The 19,518-nt window shown below is 73.9% G+C and carries 16 protein-coding genes; all 16 read left to right on the forward strand.

From position 1 onward, the window contains the following. The first annotated feature begins 95 nt into the window (after positions 1-95). Entirely contained in the window at positions 96-521 is a 426-nt protein-coding gene (locus LTT61_RS26620; RefSeq protein ID WP_233016754.1) for a DUF3040 domain-containing protein, read from the forward strand. A gap of 438 nt (positions 522-959) precedes the next feature. Next, positions 960-1,391, forward strand: a complete 432-nt coding sequence (mraZ, locus tag LTT61_RS26625; RefSeq protein ID WP_233016755.1) for a division/cell wall cluster transcriptional repressor MraZ — start codon at positions 960-962, stop codon at positions 1,389-1,391. A gap of 145 nt (positions 1,392-1,536) precedes the next feature. Next, positions 1,537-2,514, forward strand: coding sequence for a 16S rRNA (cytosine(1402)-N(4))-methyltransferase RsmH (rsmH, locus tag LTT61_RS26630; protein WP_233016756.1), 978 nt, complete (start codon positions 1,537-1,539; stop codon positions 2,512-2,514). Beyond that, a complete protein-coding gene (locus LTT61_RS26635; protein WP_233016757.1) occupies positions 2,511-3,584 on the forward strand; it encodes a hypothetical protein in 1,074 nt (357 codons plus the stop codon). Before rsmH ends, LTT61_RS26635 begins: the two co-directional genes overlap by 4 nt. Before the next feature lie 197 nt (positions 3,585-3,781). Then, positions 3,782-5,542 (forward strand): peptidoglycan D,D-transpeptidase FtsI family protein, encoded by a 1,761-nt coding sequence (locus LTT61_RS26640; protein WP_233021211.1) that lies wholly within the window; start codon positions 3,782-3,784, stop codon positions 5,540-5,542. A gap of 209 nt (positions 5,543-5,751) precedes the next feature. Further along, positions 5,752-7,425 carry a UDP-N-acetylmuramoyl-L-alanyl-D-glutamate--2,6-diaminopimelate ligase gene (locus LTT61_RS26645; protein ID WP_233016758.1) on the forward strand — a complete coding sequence of 558 codons (1,674 nt, stop codon included), beginning with the start codon at positions 5,752-5,754 and terminating at the stop codon, positions 7,423-7,425. Next, on the forward strand, positions 7,422-8,942 hold the full coding sequence (locus LTT61_RS26650) for a UDP-N-acetylmuramoyl-tripeptide--D-alanyl-D-alanine ligase (protein WP_233016759.1): 1,521 nt from the start codon (positions 7,422-7,424) through the stop codon (positions 8,940-8,942). The genes LTT61_RS26645 and LTT61_RS26650 overlap by 4 nt, the downstream gene beginning before the upstream one ends. After that, on the forward strand, positions 8,939-10,015 hold the full coding sequence (gene mraY, locus LTT61_RS26655) for a phospho-N-acetylmuramoyl-pentapeptide-transferase (protein WP_233016760.1): 1,077 nt from the start codon (positions 8,939-8,941) through the stop codon (positions 10,013-10,015). The genes LTT61_RS26650 and mraY overlap by 4 nt, the downstream gene beginning before the upstream one ends. A gap of 47 nt (positions 10,016-10,062) precedes the next feature. After that, on the forward strand, positions 10,063-11,481 hold the full coding sequence (murD, locus tag LTT61_RS26660) for a UDP-N-acetylmuramoyl-L-alanine--D-glutamate ligase (RefSeq protein ID WP_233021212.1): 1,419 nt from the start codon (positions 10,063-10,065) through the stop codon (positions 11,479-11,481). Continuing rightward, complete coding sequence (gene ftsW, locus LTT61_RS26665) at positions 11,478-12,944, forward strand: putative lipid II flippase FtsW (protein WP_233016761.1); 1,467 nt, start codon at positions 11,478-11,480, stop codon at positions 12,942-12,944. The genes murD and ftsW overlap by 4 nt, the downstream gene beginning before the upstream one ends. Positions 12,945-12,949: 5 nt before the next feature. Then, on the forward strand, positions 12,950-14,056 hold the full coding sequence (murG, locus tag LTT61_RS26670) for an undecaprenyldiphospho-muramoylpentapeptide beta-N-acetylglucosaminyltransferase (protein ID WP_233021213.1): 1,107 nt from the start codon (positions 12,950-12,952) through the stop codon (positions 14,054-14,056). Continuing rightward, entirely contained in the window at positions 14,053-15,549 is a 1,497-nt protein-coding gene (gene murC, locus LTT61_RS26675; protein WP_233016762.1) for a UDP-N-acetylmuramate--L-alanine ligase, read from the forward strand. Before murG ends, murC begins: the two co-directional genes overlap by 4 nt. Positions 15,550-15,554: 5 nt before the next feature. Next, the gene (locus LTT61_RS26680) at positions 15,555-16,283 is read left to right on the forward strand and encodes a cell division protein FtsQ/DivIB (RefSeq protein ID WP_332909209.1); all 729 of its coding nucleotides are present in this window, start codon (positions 15,555-15,557) and stop codon (positions 16,281-16,283) included. A 352-nt stretch (positions 16,284-16,635) separates the two neighbouring features. After that, positions 16,636-17,853 carry a cell division protein FtsZ gene (gene ftsZ, locus LTT61_RS26685; protein ID WP_233016763.1) on the forward strand — a complete coding sequence of 406 codons (1,218 nt, stop codon included), beginning with the start codon at positions 16,636-16,638 and terminating at the stop codon, positions 17,851-17,853. A 96-nt stretch (positions 17,854-17,949) separates the two neighbouring features. Then, positions 17,950-18,678, forward strand: a complete 729-nt coding sequence (pgeF, locus tag LTT61_RS26690) for a peptidoglycan editing factor PgeF (protein ID WP_233016764.1) — start codon at positions 17,950-17,952, stop codon at positions 18,676-18,678. Next, the gene (locus LTT61_RS26695) at positions 18,675-19,460 is read left to right on the forward strand and encodes a YggS family pyridoxal phosphate-dependent enzyme (RefSeq protein WP_269821803.1); all 786 of its coding nucleotides are present in this window, start codon (positions 18,675-18,677) and stop codon (positions 19,458-19,460) included. The genes pgeF and LTT61_RS26695 overlap by 4 nt, the downstream gene beginning before the upstream one ends. Positions 19,461-19,518 lie beyond the last annotated feature (58 nt).

A 19,518-nucleotide genomic window follows, 5' to 3' on the forward strand; every position in this document is an offset into this window, starting at 1 on the left:
ATCATGGGTAGCGGACAGCCGCCAAGGTCGGCTATCTGTCGCCTACGCACCGTCCGGGTAGGCGACCGCCACGCCCTAGTGCCGGGGGAGGTACCGTGCCACTCTCCGAGCACGAGCAGCGCATGCTCGAACAGATCGAGAGCGCGCTCTATGCTGAGGATCCGAAATTCGCGTCGTCCGTCCGCGGCGGGCGCCTCCGCACAACGACGAGCCGCCGCAGACTGCAGGCCGGAGCGCTCTTCGTGCTCGGGCTCGTCCTGCTGATCGCCGGCATCGCCATTCCGGTCCGGCCGGGCGGGTTCCCCGTCATCAGCCTGGTCGGTTTCATCGTCATGTTCGGCGCGGGTGTCCTGCTGCTGGTCGGGGGCTCCCGGGCGGCAGCGCGGGCCGAGGGAACGGAGGCGGGCGGCGGTGCCGCCGGTGGCCGCGCCCAGCCCCGCGGCGGTCGGCAGCAGCGCCGCTCCGGCGGCTTCTCCGAGCGCATGGAGGACCGCTTCCGCAAGCGCTTCGAACAGGACTGACGCTCCGCCCCTCCGCGCACATCGAACGATGACGGCGGCGCCGCACCCCCCGGGTTGCGGCGCCGCCGTCATCGACGTGTCCGCGGCGCGCCGACATTTGCCGCCTGATCCGGAGCGCCCCCGGCCTGCCCCGCGCGCCATCTCCCACTCCGCTCCACGGGCCGCCCCACCCGTCCCCACCGGCGCGCCCGGCGATCTTCGCAACCCTCGCACCAGGGCGTTTGCTGAGCGTTTCCCGGCCATAGCCGAAAGGAATCGCCGGGCCGGGTCGAACACGTATTGCACCCCCCACTCCGGTGATAGCTGGAGTGACCTGCGCGAACCGTTTTCCGGGGAGCCAGATCACCTCCGGTTTCGATTGAAAGTGGGGGAAAGTGGGGTAATGTGGAGCGCGCACTACAGGAGGCCATCCGGTTGCTTCGGTAGGGAGGTGTCGAAGTGTTCTTCGGTACCTACACCCCGCGGCTGGACGACAAGGGGCGACTCACGTTGCCCGCGAAATTTCGAGACGATCTGGCGGGAGGGTTGATGGTCACGAAGGGTCAGGACCACAGCCTTGCCGTCTATCCGCGGGAGGCGTTCGCGGAACTCGCGCAGCGCGCCGCGGCGGCGTCCCGCACCGATCCGCAGGCGCGCGCCTTCGTGCGCGCACTGGCGGCGGGCACCGACGAGCAGCGTCCGGATGCCCAGGGTCGCATCACCCTCTCGGTCGATCATCGCCGCTACGCCAACCTCAGCAGGGACTGCGTGGTGAACGGGTCGATCGAATTCCTGGAGATCTGGGACAAGCAGGCGTGGGAGTCCTACCTCGCCGATCACGAGGAGGACTACGCGCAAGGGAGCAACGAGTCGCTGGGCACGATCTTCTAGCCCCCGGAGCAGGCGAGTGCGCCGCGGCCTCTGCCCGGACGTGGACCCTGACGTACTTCCCCGACGCCAGGTGCCGCGCCTCGGTCAGAGACCACGGCGCATTCGCCGCCGACAGCGCTTCTCAGCCGGAATCCAGGAGGTCGAGGTGCACGACGCACAGCCAGGCCCCCGGCACGTGCCGGTGCTGCTCCGGCGGTGTGATTCCCTCCTCGGCCCCGCGCTCGACGCCCCCGGCGCCGTCTACCTGGACGCCACCCTCGGCCTCGGCGGGCACGCCGAGCACTTCCTGCGCGAGTACCCGGAGCTCCGGCTGGTCGGGCTGGACCGGGACACCACCGCGCTGGAACTCGCGGGCGCCCGGCTCGCGCCCTACGCCGACCGGGTCACCCTGGTGCACACCCGCTACGACGGCATCCCGGAGGCGCTGGAGCGCGCCGGGGTCGGCAGCGGCGGTGTCTCCGGAATCCTGATGGACCTCGGCGTCTCGTCCATGCAGCTCGATCTGGCCGAGCGCGGTTTCGCCTACTCCATCGACGCGCCGCTCGACATGCGGATGGACCCGACCACCGGCCCCACCGCCGCCGACGTGCTCAACACCTACAGCCACGGCGACCTGGCCCGGGTGCTGAAGACCTACGGCGAGGAGCGCTTCGCGGGCAAGATCGCCTCCGAGGTGCTGCGCCGCAGGCAGCAGCGGCCGTTCCGGACCAGCGCCGAACTCGTCGAACTGCTCTACGCCACCATCCCCGCCGCCACCCGCCGCACCGGCGGGCACCCGGCCAAGCGCACCTTCCAGGCCCTGCGGGTGGAGGTGAACGCCGAACTCGACTCGCTGCGGGCCGCGCTGCCCGCCGCGCTCGACGCGCTGCGGGTCGGCGGGCGGCTCGTCGTGCTCGCCTACCAGTCGCTGGAAGACCGCGTGGTCAAACAGGAACTGGCGAAGCACACGGTCTCCCGCACCCCGGCCGGGCTCCCGATGGAGCTGCCCGGCATGGGCCCGACCTTCCGGCTGCTCACCCGCGGTGCGGAGAAGGCCACCGACGCGGAGATCGAGGAGAATCCGCGCGCCGCCCCGGTGCGGCTGCGTGCGGTGGAGCGGATCGAGGAGGGGCCCATCTCATGAGTGTGCGGGCGCGGGCGGCGGAGGCGCCGGGGCGGCTCGCCCGCCGGGTGCAGGCGGCCGAGCGGGTGAAATCCGGTGCGGCGCAGCGGGCGTACACGCGCAGGCGGCTGCGGGCCGAGCAGCTCGGGCTGCTGCCCGCCGCCTCGGCGGTGCGCAGCGCGGCGGCGACCGGGCGGATTCCGTTCGTGATCGTCATCCTCGTGCTGCTCGGCTGCGGGCTCGCCTGCACGCTGCTGCTCACCACCCGCGCCGCGGAGGACAGTTACCAGCTCAGCGATCTGCGCGCGGCGAACCAGAAGCTGCTCGACGAGCGGGCCGCGCTGCTGCGCGAGGTCGAGGCGGCGGATTCGGCGCCCGAACTCGCCAATCGCGCACGGGAACTCGGCATGATTCCGGCGATCGATCCGGCTCGGTTGGTGCTCGCGCCGGACGGGACGGTCACCGTGGTCGGTGAGCCGACGGCCGCGCAGGGTGCTTCGGTGCCGCCGCTGAACAACAACCGCGGTGAGCGGGTGGTCCCGGTGACCGCGCTGCCGCTCCCGGGTTCGGGGCCCGCCCCCGCTCCCGCGCCCACCGCGGCGCAGCCGGGTGCCGCGCCCGGCGCCGGGGTCGGCACGCTCGGCGTCCCGATCGACCCCGCCACCGGCGGCCCGGTCCCCGAGGGCGCGAACGGAACCGGCGCGACGGCTCCCGGGGCGACCGCTCCCGGGGCGACGGCTCCCGGCGCGGCGGCTCCCGGTGCGGCGGCTCCCGGTGCGACGGCTCCCGGTGCGACGGCCCCCGGCGCGAGCGCGCCTGCGCCCGGCACCGTGCCGGATCCGGCGATCTCCCCGCTTCCCGGCGCGGGCGACCCCGCCGCGCCCGGCCCAGGTACTCCTGCCGCGGGCGACGCCACCGCGCCCGGCCCCGGTACTCCCGCCGCGCCCGGCGGTGCTGCCGCGCCCGGCGCGGGCGATCCCGCCGCAACCGACCCCGTCGCCCCCGGAACCGGCGACATCGCCGCTCCGGGCACCGTGGTCCCCGCCCCCGGCGCCACCGGCCTCACCCGCCCCGATGCGGACGACCGGTGAGGGAGAACAGGGGCGGCCGCTCGCCGCGGGCCCGGACCCCGTCCGGCCCGCAGCGCCGCTCCGGCTCGGCCGCCTCCCGCCCCTCCGGCTCCGCCGCCGCCCGCCCCACCGGCGCCCCGCGCGACGCCACCAGCGGTGCCACCCGGCTCGGCGCCGACCGCTCCTCCCGGCTGCGGCTCGGCGCGGGCCGGATCGCCATGCTGGTGGCGCTCGCCGTGGTCGCGCTGCAGCTGCTCTGGGTGCAGAGCATCGCCGCGCCCGGACTTTCCGCGCAGGCCGCGAGCCAGCGCACCACCAGGCAGATCGAGCCCGCCACCCGCGGCCCGATCGTGGACCGCAACGGGAAGCCGCTCGCCTTCACCGTGACCGCGAAGGCGCTCACCTTCCAGCCGGTCCGGGTGCGCCAGGAGCTCGCCGCCGCGCGCGAGAAGGACGACACCGCCCCGGAGCCGGACAAGCGGCTGCTCGAGATCGCGGACACCGTCAACGCCAAGCTCGGCCCCGCGGGCCCATCGGAGAAGGAGCTGCTGGCCAAGCTGCGCGGCGACGAGACCTTCGTCTACCTGGCGCGCGGCGTCGACCCGCGGATCGCCGCCGAGCTCAAGCTGAAGTTCCCCGAGGTCGGCACCGAGCGGCAGGACCTGCGCGAATATCCGGGCGGGGCGCTCGCCGCCAACCTGCTCGGCGCCACCGGGTGGGACGGCCACGGCCAGATCGGGCTGGAGTCGTCGATGGACTCGCTGCTGGCCGGCACCGACGGCTCGCACACCTACGACCGCGGCTCGGACGGCGCGGTGATCCCGGGCAGCTGGCGCGACCGGCAGCCCGCGGTGAACGGCAACACCGTCGAGCTGACCCTTGACCAGGATCTGCAGTACTACGTGCAGCAGCAGGTGCAGCAGGCCAAGGAGCTCTCCGGCGCGCAGGGCGCCTCCGCGGTGGTGCTGGACGCGCGCACCGGCCAGGTGCTCGCCATGGCCAACGACAACACCTTCAACCCCGCGCTCGGCCCGCAGTTCTGGTCGAACGCGGACATGAGCAACCCCTCGGTGACCGAGCCCTTCGAGCCCGGCTCGGTGAACAAGATCATCACCGCGGCCGCGGCCATCGAGTACGGGCTGACGACCCCGGACGAGGTGCTGCAGGTGCCCGGCGAGATCCGGATGGCCGGGGTCACCGTGAACGACGCCTGGGAGCACGGCGTCGCGCCGTACACCACCACCGGAATCTTCGGGAAGTCGTCCAATGTCGGCACGCTCATGCTGGCGCAGCGAGTCGGCGAGGACCGCTTCGCCGACCTGGTGGGCCGGTTCGGGCTCGGCAGGCGCAGCGGCGTCGGGCTGCCCGGCGAGAGCGCGGGGCAGGTGCCCGCGCGGGACCAGTGGTCCGGCGGCACCTTCGCCAACCTGCCGATCGGCCAGGGCCTCTCGATGACCACGCTGCAGATGACCGGCATGTACCAGGCCATCGCCAACGACGGCGTGCGGATTCCGCCGCGCGTCGTCAGGGCCACCATCGGGCCGGACGGCGCGCGCACCGACGAGCCGCAGCCGGACGGGGTGCGGGTGGTGAGCCCGGCGACCGCGGCCACGCTGCGCACCATGTTCCAGTCGGTGGTGCAGCGCGACCCGCGCGGCGTGCAGATGGGCACCGGTGCCTCCGGCGCCGTCACCGGGTACCAGATCGCGGGCAAGACCGGCACCGCGCAGCAGATCGACCAGCAGTGCAAGTGCTACTCCAGCTCCAGCTACTGGATCACCTTCGCCGGGATCGCGCCCGCCGACGACCCGCGCTACGTCGTCGGGATCATGCTGGACAATCCGCAGCGCAGCTCGGACGGCGGCGGCGGGCAGTCGGCGGCGCCGCTCTTCCACAACATCGCCTCCTGGGCGCTGCAGCGCGACGCGGTCCCGCCGTCGCCCGCGCCGCCGGGGCCGTTCGTCCTGCAGGCGTCCTGAAGCGGTGGGAACCCCGGGTGATCTGCGACGACCAGCGGGTTCGGCGACGGCGGGCGGCCGGTCGCGGCGGGCGCGCGGCCGGGCCGGAGCGGTAACCAGAGGCGCGTTGCTCGGGCCGGGGCGCGCGTCGGTAACCTGACTCCCCGTCCCAGTCGTGTTCGTACGCGGCATGTTCGATCGGACATGTCCGCCCCGAGAGAAGGAGCAAGGTGGCTGCGCAGTCCAGCCCGCAGACGCTCCGGCCGGCCCAGCCGCCGTCGACGCCGTTGCCCGTCCTGCTGGAAGCCACCGGAGCACGTTCGGCGGACCCGACCGCCGATGTCGATCGGGCCACGCCGACGGGGGTGACCGTCACCGGTATCGAGCAGCGCTCGAACGCGGTGCTGGCCGGTGATCTGTTCGCCGCGCTGCCCGGCGCCCGCGCGCACGGCGCCCGGTTCGCCGCGGACGCGGTGGCGCGCGGCGCAGTCGCGATCTTCACCGACCCGGCGGGCGCCGCCGAACTGGGCGACCTCGGGGTGCCGGTGCTGGTGCGCGAGGAGCCGCGCGCGGTGCTCGGCGAGCTCTCCGCGCTGATCTACGGCCACCCGTCTCAGCGGCTGACGATCGTCGGCATCACCGGCACCTCCGGCAAGACCACCACGTCGTACCTGGTCGAGGCGGGGCTGGCCGCGGCCGGGCTCGCCACCGGGCTGATCGGCACCATCGAGACGCGGATCGGCGGGCGGCGGGTGCCGAGCGCGCTGACCACGCCGGAGGCGCCGCAGCTGCACGCCATGTTCGCGGCCATGGTCGAGCAGGGGGTGGATGCCGTGGTGATGGAGGTGTCCAGCCACGCGCTCGCGCTCGGCCGGGTGGACGGGGTGCGCTTCGACGTCGGCGCCTTCACCAACCTCTCCCAGGACCACCTGGACTTCCACGCCGACTTCGAGGACTACTTCGCCGCCAAGCGCAGGCTCTTCGAGGTGGGTTCGCCGATCGCGGCGCGGACCGCCGTGGTCTGCGTGGACCAGGAGTGGGGTCGGCGCCTCGCCGCCGCCCTGCCGAACCCCGTCACGGTCCGCACCGAGCCCGCATCCCCGGCCGGGGCGGAGGCAGCGAAGCCTGCCGCCGCTGCCGCGACGGACTCCGCTCGGCCGACCGAAGATCCGGCCGCTGTGGCGGCCGACTGGACTGTCGCCGGTGACGTCACCACGATCGCCGGCGGCGAGCAGGAGTTCGTCGCCGCGGGGCCGGACGGCCGGATCCCGGTGCGGCTGCGCCTGCCCGGCCGCTACAACGTGGCGAACGGACTGCTCGCCGTCGCGGTGTGCGCCGCCGCTGGCGTGGACGCGGCACAGGCCGCCGCCGCGCTGGCATCGGTCGACGTCCCCGGCCGCATGCAGAGGGTAACGCGCGGCCAAAACTTCCTCGCCGTCGTCGACTACGCGCACAAGCCTGCCGCGGTGGAGTCGGTCCTCGCCACGCTGCGCGCCCAGACCTCCGGCCGGGTGGCCGTCGTGGTCGGCGCCGGTGGCGACCGGGACGCGGGCAAGCGCCCGCTGATGGGCGCGGCCGCCGCGCGCGGCGCCGACCTGACCGTGATCACCGACGACAACCCGCGCAGCGAGGACCCGGCCACCATCAGGGCCGCGCTGCGCGCGGGCGCGCTCGCCGTGCCGGAGGCCGAGCGCGGCGAGGTGCGCGAGGTCGGCGACCGCGCCGCCGCCGTCGCCGCCGCGGTGCGCTGGGCGCGCGCGGGCGACGTGGTGCTGATCGCGGGCAAGGGGCACGAGACCGGCCAGGAGATCGCCGGGGTCAAGCACCCCTTCGACGACCGCGAGGTGCTCGCCGCCGCGCTGGCGGCGATCGGCTCGACGACAGAGGACTCGAGAGTTCCATGATCGTGATGACACTGCGGGAGATCGCGGAGATCGTCGGCGGCACGCTGCACGACGTCCCCGACCCCGAGGCGGCGGTGACCGGCGGCGTCGAGTTCGACTCGCGCAGGATCGGCACCGGCGATCTCTTCCTCGCCCTCCCCGGCGCCAGGTCGGACGGCCACGACTTCGCGGCGGGCGCCGTCGCGGACGGCGCGGTCGCGGTGCTCGCGGCCCGCCCGGTCGGCGTTCCCGCCGTCGTGGTCGAGCCGCGGCCGGGTCAGGTCTCCGCGGGCGCGATGGTGGTCGAGCACGACACCGACGGCTCCGGCGCCGCGGTGCTGGCCGCGCTCGGCGCCCTGGCCAGGGCCGTCGTGCAGCGGCTCAGCGCGGCGGGCTCGCTCACGGTGGTCGGCGTGACCGGCTCCTCCGGCAAGACCTCGACCAAGGATCTGCTCGCCGCCGTGCTGCGCCCGCTCGGCAGCGTGGTGGCCCCGCCCGGCTCGTTCAACAACGAGCTCGGCCACCCCTGGACGGCGCTGCGCGCCACCGCCGACACCCGCTTCCTTGTCCTCGAGCTCTCCGCGCGCGGCCCCGGCCACATCGCCGCGCTGGCCGAGATCGCCCCGCCCGCCATCGGCGTGGTGCTCAATGTCGGCACCGCGCACCTCGGCGAGTTCGGCAGCCGCGAGGCCATCGCGAAGACCAAGGGCGAGCTGGTGGAGGCGCTGCCCGCCACCGGGCTCGCCGTGCTGAACGCCGACGACCCGCAGGTCGCCGCCATGGCGGCGCGCACCGCGGCGCGGGTGGTCACCGTCGGGCAGGCGAGCACCGCCGCGATCCGGGCCACCGAGGTCAGGCTGGACGAGCACGCGCGCGCCGCCTTCACCCTGCACACCCCCGGCGGGGAGGTGCCGGTGCGGCTGGCCGTGCACGGCGAGCACCAGGTGGGCAACGCGCTCGCCGCCGCCGCCGTCGCGCTGGAGTGCGGCGCCGACCTGAATACCGTCGCCGCCGCGCTCGGCGGCGCCGCCGCCGCCTCCGCGCGCCGGATGGACGTGCGGACGACGGCGACCGGCGTCACCGTCGTCAACGACTCCTACAACGCCAACCCCGATTCCGTGCGGGCCGCGCTCAAGGCCCTGGTCACCATGGCCAGGACCGACGACCGGCGGCGGCGCAGCTGGGCCGTGCTCGGTGAGATGGGCGAGCTCGGCCCGGAGTCGGTGGTGGAACACGATGCGATCGGACGGCTCGCGGTGCGGCTGGATGTGGACCGGCTCGTCGTGGTCGGGACCGGAAGGCCGCCCCGGGCCATGCACCAGGGAGCGGTGATGGAAGGCTCGTGGGGCGAGGAATCGATCCTCGTACCCGATATCGGTGCGGCGATCGCCCTGCTCGACGCGGAGGTCGAACCGGGTGACGTGGTACTGGTGAAGGCGTCGCAATCGGTCGGCCTCTGGGAGGTCGCCGACCATTTGACAGGGGGATCGGCAGTGCCGCCGGACGCACCTGCGGGAAGCACGGAGGCAACCCGATGAGACAGATCCTGTTCGCGGCGGCCATCGCGCTGACCGTATCGATCCTGCTCACACCGCTGCTGATCTCGATCTTCGCGAAGCGCGGCTTCGGCCAGGAGATCCGGGTCGACGGCCCGGCCAGCCACCAGGCCAAGCGCGGGACGCCGACCATGGGTGGCATCGCCATCGTGATCGGCATCTGGGCCGGATACCTCGGCTCGCACCTGATCGGCATCGGCTACGACGCCGAGGGGCCCTCGGCCTCGGCGCTGCTGGTGCTCGGGCTGGCCACCGCGCTCGGCCTGGTCGGCTTCCTGGACGACATGATCAAGCTGCGCAAGCAGCGCAACCTCGGCCTCACCGCCGCGGGCAAGTACATCGGGCAGATCTCCGCCGCGATCCTCTTCGGCATCCTCGCGTTGCAGTTCAAGGGCGCGAACGGGCTCACCCCGGCGAGCAGGCACCTCTCCTACGTCCGCGACATCACCACCGTCTCGATGGGCGTCGTGGTGTTCCTGGTGTTCGTCTGCCTGGTGGTGGTGGCCTGGTCCAACGCGGTCAACCTGACCGACGGGCTGGACGGGCTCGCCGCCGGGTCGATGAGCCTGGTGCTCGGCGGCTACGTGGTGATCACCTTCTGGCAGTACTACCACGCCTGCTCGACCAAGCCGGAGACCGGCTGCTACAACGTCCGCGACCCGCTGGACCTGGCCCTGGTCTGTGCCGCGGGCGGCGCGGCCTGCGTCGGCTTCCTCTGGTGGAACGCGGCGCCCGCCAAGATCTTCATGGGCGACACCGGCTCGCTGGCGCTCGGCGGGCTGATCGCCGGGCTCTCCGTCGTCACCCGCACCGAGCTGCTCATGATCGTCATCGGCGCGCTCTTCGTCGCCGAGGCCATGTCGGTGATCCTGCAGGTGGTCGTCTTCCGGACCACGCGGAACCGGCTGTTCAAGATGGCGCCCTTCCATCACCACTTCGAGTTGAGCAAATGGGCGGAGACCACCGTCATCATCCGGTTCTGGCTGCTCGCCGCGATGGCCTCGGCCTTCGGGCTCGGGCTGTTCTACAGCGAATACCTCTCCCAGGTCGGCTGAGCGGAATGGTCGAGCACTCTCCGCGCGCCCTGCGCTCACCCGGCCCCATGCTGGAATTCCTGCGCGGCCGCGACGTCCTCGTCGCAGGCTGGGGCGTCTCCGGCCGCTCGCTGGTCGAGCCGCTGCGCGACATCGGCGCGCACCCGGTGGTCACCGACGCGGGCGCGGCCGCGCTCGCCGAGGCGGCCGGACTCGGCCTGGAGGTGGCAACCAGCGTCGAGCTGGAGACCGCCGACCTGAGCCGGTACGCCCTGGTGATCACCTCGCCGGGCTGGCGCCCGGACTCGCCGGTGCTGGTCAACGCCGTCACCGCGGGCATCCCCGTCTGGGGCGACGTCGAGTTCGCCTGGTGGGTGGACCAGGCCAGGCTGTACGGGCCGGTGCGCAAATGGCTGGTGATCACCGGCACCAACGGCAAGACCACCACGACCAACATGACGCACGCCATCCTGCGCGCCGCCGGGATCCCCAGCGTGGCCTGCGGCAATATCGGGCTGCCGATCCTGGACGCGCTGCGCCGCAACCCGGGCCCGCAGGTGCTCGCCGTCGAGCTCTCCTCGTTCCAGCTGCACTGGGCGCCGTCGGTGCGGCCGGAGGCGGGCGTGGTGCTGAACGTCGCCGAGGACCACCTGGACTGGCACGGCGGGCTGGACGCCTACGCAGCCGCCAAGGCCCGCGCGCTGGTCGGGCGGGTCGGGGTGGTCGGGCTGGACGACCCGGTGGCCGCCGCGCTCGCCCGCAAATCGAAGGCGCGGCGCACCGTCGGCTTCCGGATCGGCGTCCCCGCCGACGGTGAGCTCGGCGTGGTCGACGGCAAGCTGCTGGACCGGGCCTTCACCAAGGCCGCCATCCTGGCCGAGGTGGGCGACATCAGCCCGCCCGGGCCGTCCGGGGTGGCCGACGCGCTGGCCGCGGCGGCGCTCACCCGCTCGATCGACGTGGCGCCGCAGTTCGTGCGCGAGGGGCTGGTCGAGCACCGGGTCGGGCCGCATCGGGCCGCGTTCGTCCGGGAGCTGGCCGGGGTCGAGTTCGTCGACGACTCCAAGGCCACCAACCCGCACGCCGCGCGGTCGTCGATCCTGGCGCACGCCTCGGTGGTGTGGGTCGCGGGCGGGCAGCTCAAGGGCGCCGCCGTCGAGGATCTGGTCGAAGAGGTCGCCGAGCGGCTCGTCGGGGCGGTGCTGATCGGGGTGGACGCGCCGGTCATCGCGGCCGCGCTGGCGCGACACGCCCCGGAAGTCCCCGTGGTCGAGGTGCAGGCGCGAGACGATGCCACCATGAAGGCGGATGCGGTGATGGCCGAGGCGGTGCGGCTGGCCGCCGGGCTCGCCGACTCGGGCGACGCCGTGCTGCTCGCCCCCGCCGCCGCCTCGCTGGACATGTTCGCCGACTACACGCACCGCGGCCGCAGCTTCGCCGAGGCCGTCAACGCACTGCAGGAGAGCGATATCGGGCGGCGCTCGTGACCACGGCGACCCGGCGGGCGGAGAGCACGGCGACGCGCTTCGGCGCCTGGCTGGCGCGCCCGCTGGCGTCGTTCCACCTGATCGTCACGATCGCCACCCTGCTCACCGTGCTCGGGCTGGTCATGGTGCTCTCGGCCTCCAGCGTCGAGGCGTACGCCGACGGCGGCTCGGCCTACTCGCTCTTCGCGCAGCAGGCCATGTTCGCCGGGATCGGGCTCGTCCTGTTCTACCTGGCGCTCCGGATTCCGCTGCGCAGGCTGCGGCAGTGGTCCTTCCCGGTCTTCGCGCTCTCGGTGCTGGCGCTGCTGCTGGTGCTGCTGCCCGGGATCGGCTCCGAGGTGCAGGGCGCGCGGCGCTGGCTGGTGATCGGGCCGATCTCCATCCAGCCCTCCGAGGTGATCAAGGTCAGCCTGGTGGTGTGGGGCGCGCACCTGCTCGCCTCGCGCCGCTCCGAGCGCGCCACGCTCAAGGAGCTGCTGGTCCCGCTGGTCCCGGCCGGGCTGCTGGTCTGCCTGCTCGTCGTGCTGCAGCCCAACCTCTCCACCACCATCGCGCTCGGCATCGTGCTGATGGCGCTGCTCTGGTTCGGCGGGCTGCCCGCCCGGCTCTTCGTCACCATCGCCGCCTCCGGCGTGGTGGCGGCGGTCGTGCTCGCGCTCTCGGCCGGCTACCGCTCCGACCGCATGCGCGCCTTCTTCAACCCCGGCGACGACCCGCAGGGCATCGGCTACCAGGCCCGCCAGGCCATGTACTCGCTGGCCGACGGCGGCATCTGGGGGCGCGGGCTCGGCCAGAGCCGGGCCAAGTGGAGCTACCTGCCGAACTCGCACAACGACTTCATCTTCGCCATCATCGGCGAGGAGCTCGGCTTCCTCGGCTGCATGCTGGTCCTCGGGCTCTTCGCGCTCTTCGTCTACACCGGGCTGCGGATCGCGACCCGCTCGGCCGACCCCTTCCTCAAGATCCTGATCGCCACCGCGACCACCTGGATCACCAGCCAGGCGCTGATCAACATCGGCTACGTGGTCGGGCTGCTCCCGGTCACCGGGTTGCAGCTGCCGCTGGTCTCCGCGGGCGGGTCGTCGCTGGCCATCACGCTGTTCATGTTCGGCATCATCGCCAATGCCGCCAGGCACGAACCCGAGGCCGTCTCCGCGCTGAACGCCGGGCAGGACGGCCGGGTGAGCAGGCTGCTCCGGCTGCCGAAGCCCGAGGTGTACTCGCCGGTGCGGGCCGAGCAGGCGCGGGCCCGGTCGGTGAACCGCCGCGGCCCCGGCCGTCCGCCCAACGGCCGCGGCGGCGCCGAGGGCGGCCGCAAGGGCCGCGGCAGGCCCGCCGACCTTCCGGAGCCGCCGCGCAGGCGCTCCGGGGAATCCCGTGGCACCGGGTCGCTCCGCGCGACCAGGGCCTGGGAGCCGAGCTATCCCATGCCCCATGCGAGAGAACGAGGTAGATCCAGGTGAGTGACGTGCGACCCGCGCGGCGATCCGGGCTTTCGGTGATCGTGGCGGGAGGTGGCACCGCCGGCCACATCGAGCCGGCACTCGCGGTCGCCGACGCGCTGCGCAGGCAGGACGAGACCGTGCGGATCACCGCACTCGGCACCGAGCGCGGCCTGGAGACCAGGCTGGTGCCGGAGCGCGGCTACCGGCTCGAGCTCATCCCGCCGGTGCCGCTGCCGCGCAAGCCGACCGCCGACCTGCTCCGGCTGCCCGGCCGGGTGCGCGCGTCGGTGGCCCGCACCCGCGCGGTGATCGACGAGGTCGGCGCGGATGTGATCGTCGGGTTCGGCGGCTACGTCGCGCTCCCCGCCTACCTGGCGGCCGGGCGCGGGGTGCTCGGCAGGCGCCGGGTGGTGCCGGTGGTGGTGCACGAGGCCAACGCCAAGGCGGGTATCGCCAACAAGATCGGCGCGCGCCTGGCGACCCGGGTGCTGGCGGCGGTGCCCGGCTCCGGGCTCGACGCCGAGGTGCTCGGCATCCCGGTGCGCACCTCGATCACCTCGCTGGACCGCGCCGCGCTGCGCGCCGAGGCGCGGGCGCACTTCGGGCTGCCCGCGGACGGGCCGGTGCTGCTGGTCTTCGGCGGGTCGCAGGGCGCGCGGACGCTGAACGAGGGCGTCTCCGGCGCGGCCGCGCAGCTCGCCGCCGCCGGCATCGCGGTGCTGCACGCGCACGGCCCGAAGAACACCGTGGACGTGTCCGAGCCCGGGTATGTGGCCGTGCCGTACCTGAGCCGGATGGACCTCGCCTACGCCGCCGCCGACGCGGTGGTCTGCCGCTCCGGCGCCATGACGGTGGCCGAGGTCTCCGCGGTCGGGCTGCCCGCCTTCTACGTGCCGCTGCCGCACGGCAACGGGGAGCAGGAGCTCAACGCGCGCCCCGTCGTCGCCGCCGGTGGTGGCAGAATTGTCCCCGATTCGGAGTTGACGCCGAAGTACGTGATCGACGAGGTGATTCCGCTGCTCCAGGACCCCGCACGCCTGACCGGGATGGGCCGCGCCGCGGCCGGCGCCGGACATCGCGACGCCGCCGACGAGGTCGCGCGCATCGTCCGCGAGGTGGCGGCCCGATGACCGAGCCGGAAGCCGCGCGCTCCGCGCTACCCGCGGAACTCGAGCGGGTGCACATGGTCGGCATCGGCGGTGCCGGGATGTCCGGCATCGCGCGCATCCTGCTCGCCCGCGGCGGCGCCGTCTCCGGCTCGGACGCCAAGGAGAGCCGCGGCGTGCTCGCGCTCCGGGCGCGCGGCGCCGAGGTGCGGATCGGGCACGACGCGAACGCGCTCGACCTGCTGCCCGGCGGCCCGACCGCCGTCGTCACCACCTTCGCCGCCATCCCCAAGACCAACCCCGAGCTGGTCGAGGCGCGCCGCCGCGAGATCCCGGTGCTGCTGCGCCCCGCCGTGCTCGCCGCGCTCATGCGCGGGCACCGCACGCTGCTGGTCTCCGGCACGCACGGCAAGACCTCGACCACCTCCATGCTCATCGTGGCGCTGCAGCACTGCGGCTTCGACCCGTCCTTCGCGGTCGGCGGCGAGCTGAACGAGGCGGGTACCAACGCGCACCACGGCACCGGCGGCATCTTCGTCGCCGAGGCGGACGAGAGCGACGGCTCGCTGCTGCAGTACGACCCGGACGTCGCGGTGGTCACCAACGTGGAATCCGACCACCTCGACTTCTTCGGCACCCCGGAGGCCTACACCCAGGTCTTCGACGACTTCGCCGACCGCCTCGCCCCCGGCGGGCTGCTCGTGGTCTGCCTGGACGACCCCGGCTCGCGCGCGCTGGCCGAGCGGGTCGCCCCCCGGCTGGCCGAGCGCGGCATCGCGGTGCTCGGCTACGGCTCCGGCGAGCTCGCCGACGCCCCGATCCCGGTCGGGGCCAGACTGCAGAGCTGGGAGCCGCGCGACGTCGGCGGGCTCGCCCAGTTCCAGCTGGACGACGAGCCGACGCCGCGCGCGCTGCGGCTCGCGGTGCCAGGTAGGCACATGGCGGCCAACGCGCTGGCCGCGCTGCTGGCGGGCCGGGCGGCAGGCGCCGACGTGGACGAGCTGATCCAGGGGCTGGAGGGGTTCGGCGGGGTGCACCGTCGGTTCCAGTTCGCCGGCAGGGAGAACGGCGTCCGGGTCTTCGACGACTACGCGCACCACCCGACCGAGGTGCGCGCCGTGCTCGGCGCCGCCGCCGAGCTGGTGCGGCAGGAGGCCGCCGACGGCGCGCGGGCGCGGCCGGGCCGGGTGATCGTGGTCTTCCAGCCGCACCTCTACAGCCGCACCGCCGCCTTCGCCGCCGAGTTCGGCACCGCGCTCAGCCTGGCCGACGAGGTGGTCGTGCTCGACGTGTACGGGGCTCGGGAGGAGCCGCTGCCGGGGGTGAACGGCGCGCTGGTGGCGCAGTCGGTCACCGTCCCGGTGCACTACCAGCCGGACATGTCCCGGGTCGGCAGGCAGGTGGCCGCGCTGGCGCTGCCCGGCGACGTGGTGATCACCATGGGCGCGGGCGACGTCACCATGCTCGGCGGGCAGATCCTCGACGGGCTGCGGGCGCGCCCGCACGCCGGACGGTGAGGTGGGTGCCCGCGTGGCCCGGCCGGTTCGCCCGGCCGGGCGGGCGGCGGCCGGGCGATCCGCGCCCGGCGGGCCGCCGCGGGCTGCCGGGGGTGCCGGTCCGGGTCGCGCTCGGGGTCGCGGTGCTGGTCACCGCCGTCGCCGTCGCGTACTTCACACCGGTCTTCGCGGTGCGGACGGTCCGGGTGGACGGCGCGGCCGCGGTGCCGGAGGACCAGGTGCGGGCGGCGCTCGGGGTGCCGGAGGGCCGCTCGATGCTGCGCATCGATACCACGGCCATGGCCGCGCGGGTGGCGAGCATCCCGAAGATCAGCACCGCCAGGGTGCAGCGGGTCTTCCCCGGGACCGTCCGGGTGACGGTGCGGGAGCGCACGCCGGTGCTCTGGTTCACCGGCCAGGGCGGCGCGCACCTGGTGGACGCCGAATCGGTCGAGTACGCGGTCGAGCCCGCGCCACCGGGTGTCCCGGAGCTGGCCGCTGCCGGTGCGGCGCCTGCGATCCGTCGAGTGGCCGTGACGGTGCTGACCGCGCTGCCGCCCGCACTCACCGCCGAGGTGGCGAAGGTGGAGGCGCGCACGGCATCGGACATCGTGCTGACCCTCCGGGACGGCCGTACCGTATTGTGGGGCGGCGCCGACGACGCCGCCCGCAAGGCGGCCGTGGTCGGGCCGCTGCTCACCCGGGACGGCACGATCTTCGACGTCTCCAGCCCGAACCTGGTGACCGTTCGATGACGCGGGCGCCCGGTACCGAGCCTGCTCCACGCTCCGGACCTGCGCTGTCTGCCCGGCCCGAGCGTCGGGGGCATGGCGCGGGATACGGTGTGGGGTGCGCCGCGGCCGGTGGGATCGCGACACAATCCGGATCCGGAACCGGCGCGCCTGCGAGCGGATCGCGAGCACGGCGAATAGCGTTCCGTACCAGTCGGAGACTTGACATAACGCTAACCCTATGGTTCAGCTTTATGGTTTGCCCGGAGGGCGGCCCGTCCTCCGGGACGGCCCGCTTGCCGGGTGCCCGGACAGCGCCGCCCCACGTCCGGGATCCGTACCAGACAGGCTCGAGATCGAAGGAAGGCGAGAGCTCATGACGCCCCCGCACAACTACCTTGCTGTGATCAAGGTCGTCGGCATCGGTGGCGGCGGCGTGAACGCCGTCAACCGAATGATCGAACAGGGACTCAAGGGAGTCGAGTTCATCGCGGTCAACACCGACGCGCAGGCGCTGCTGATGAGCGACGCCGACGTGAAGCTCGACGTGGGCCGCGAGCTCACCCGCGGGCTCGGTGCGGGCGCCGATCCCGAGGTGGGCCGCCGGGCCGCCGAGGACCACAAGGACGAGATCGAAGAGGTGCTCAAGGGCGCCGACATGGTCTTCGTGACCGCGGGCGAGGGCGGTGGTACCGGCACCGGCGGCGCCCCGGTCGTGGCGAGCATCGCGCGCAAGCTCGGCGCGCTGACCATCGGCGTCGTCACCCGGCCGTTCTCCTTCGAGGGCAAGCGCCGCGGCAACCAGGCCGAGACCGGCATCGCCGCGCTGCGCGAGTCCTGCGACACCCTGATCGTCATCCCGAACGACCGGCTGCTGCAGCTCGGCGACGCGGCGGTCAGCCTGATGGACGCCTTCCGCTCGGCGGACGAGGTGCTGCTCAACGGTGTCCAGGGCATCACCGACCTGATCACCACCCCCGGGCTGATCAACGTCGACTTCGCGGACGTCAAGAGCGTCATGTCCGGCGCGGGCAGCGCGCTCATGGGCATCGGCTCGGCGCGCGGCGAGGGCCGCTCGGTCAAGGCGGCGGAGTCGGCGATCAACTCGCCGCTGCTGGAGGCGTCGATGGACGGCGCGCACGGCGTGCTGCTCTCGATCGCGGGCGGCTCCGACCTCGGGCTCTTCGAGATCAACGAGGCGGCCTCGCTGGTGCAGGAGGCCGCGCACATCGAGGCCAACATCATCTTCGGCACGGTGATCGACGACTCGCTCGGCGACGAGGTCAGGGTCACGGTGATCGCCGCAGGCTTCGACAGCGGCGGCCCGACCAAGCGGGTCTTCGACCCGGGGTCGGTGCGCGGCACCATCGGCTCCGGCCGGGCCGGCGAGATCGGCCAGCGCGGCAGCAGCGATTCGCCCGCGCGCGGGGTCGACCCGCCGTCCTACGACAGTGGCCGCGGCGCGGTGCCGAACTACCGGGAACCCGACCGGCTCCGCCCGGCCGCCGAGCCGAGCCTGCGGGACAGCTCGCGCACCCGCATCGACCCGCCGGACGACGACGACGTCGACGTGCCCGACTTCATGCGGCACTGACCACGCCCGCGGCCCCCGCCTCCGCCCCCGGAGCCGGGGGCCGCGCGCGTCCGGCGCACCGATCGCCCCGCGCGGGCGCGGATTAAGCTCGGAGCCATGACTTCCGCTCCCGCGCTCACCGTCCGCCGGGTCACCACGACGCGCACCGGCGGATTCTCGGCCGCGCCCTACGACAGCTTCAACCTCGGTGACCACGTCGGCGACGATCCGGCGGCGGTGCGGCGGAACCGGGAGCGGCTGGCCGACGGCATCGGCCTCGCCCCGGAGCGGCTGGTCTGGATGGAGCAGATCCACGGCCGCTCGGTCGAGATCGTCGACGGCCCGCGCGCCGAGCCGGTGCCCGCCACCGACGCGCTGGTGACGACGGTGCCGAACCTGGCGCTGGTGGTGCTCACCGCCGACTGCGTCCCGCTGCTGCTCTCCGACGACGAGGCGGGCGTGATCGCCGCCGTGCACGCGGGCCGGGTCGGCGCCAGGATCGGCATCGTGCCCCGGGTGCTGGCCGCCATGACCTCGGTGGGCGCGCGGGTCGAGCGGATCGGCGCCTTCCTCGGCCCGGCCGCCTCCGGCAGGCAGTACGAGGTGCCCGCCGCCATGCGCGCCGATGTCGAGGCGCACCTGCCGGGCAGCGCGGCCACCACCGTGCGCGGCACCCCCTCGCTCGACCTGCGGGCAGGCATTCGCAGGCAGCTGACGGCCGCCGGGGTCGCCGGGGTCGCGGTCGACCCGCGCTGCACCATCGAGGACAGGGCGCTCTTCAGCCACCGGCGCGGAGCGCCGACCGGCCGCATCGCCGGAGTGATCTGGATGCAGGCGGGCTCGTGAGCGGCAAGGGCCCCGAAACGGCACCCGCGCGCGATGCCGGCCGCACGGCGACGGCGGGCACCGCCCGCGCCGACGAGCTCGCCACCCGGCTCGCGGCCGTCACGGCCAGGATCGAAACCGCCCGTCTCGCCGCCGGCCGCGAACCGGGCGCGGTGCGGCTGCTGCCGGTGACCAAGTTCCACCCGGCCACCGACATCGCCCTCCTCTACGACCTCGGCTGCCGCGCCTTCGGCGAATCCCGCGAACAGGAGGCCACCGCCAAGGTCGCCGAGCTGACACCGGAGCTCGCCGAGCCGGTGGCCTGGCACATGATCGGCCGGCTGCAGCGCAACAAGGCGAAGACCGTGGCCCGCTGGGCGCACACCGTGCAATCGGTGGACAGCGAACGGCTCGCCGCCGCGCTGGAGACCGCCGCGGCCGCCGCGCTGGACGCGGGGGAGCGCACCGCCCCGCTGCGGGTGCTGCTCCAGGTGAGCCTGGACACCGACCCGGGAAGGGGTGGCGTCGCCCCCGCGGATCTGTCCGCACTCGCCGACCGCGTCGCGGCCGCCCCGGCGCTGGAACTCGCTGGGCTGATGGCGATTCCGCCGCTCGACGCCGAGCCGGAGGCGGCCTTCGCGCGGCTGGCGGGGCTGCACGCCGGGGTGCGGGCCGACCACCCGGGCGCGAGCGAACTCTCGGCCGGCATGTCGGGCGATCTGGAATCAGCTGTGGCACACGGTTCCACCTGTGTGCGTGTCGGTACCGCGCTCCTGGGTACACGCCCGATAACCTCGGGCTAGCAAAGAAACCTCATCAGTCACATTCGACACATATGCTGGGGACTGACGAGGGGTGCTG

It is taken from the genome of Nocardia asteroides, from assembly GCF_021183625.1.
GTDB lineage: Bacteria > Actinomycetota > Actinomycetes > Mycobacteriales > Mycobacteriaceae > Nocardia > Nocardia asteroides_A.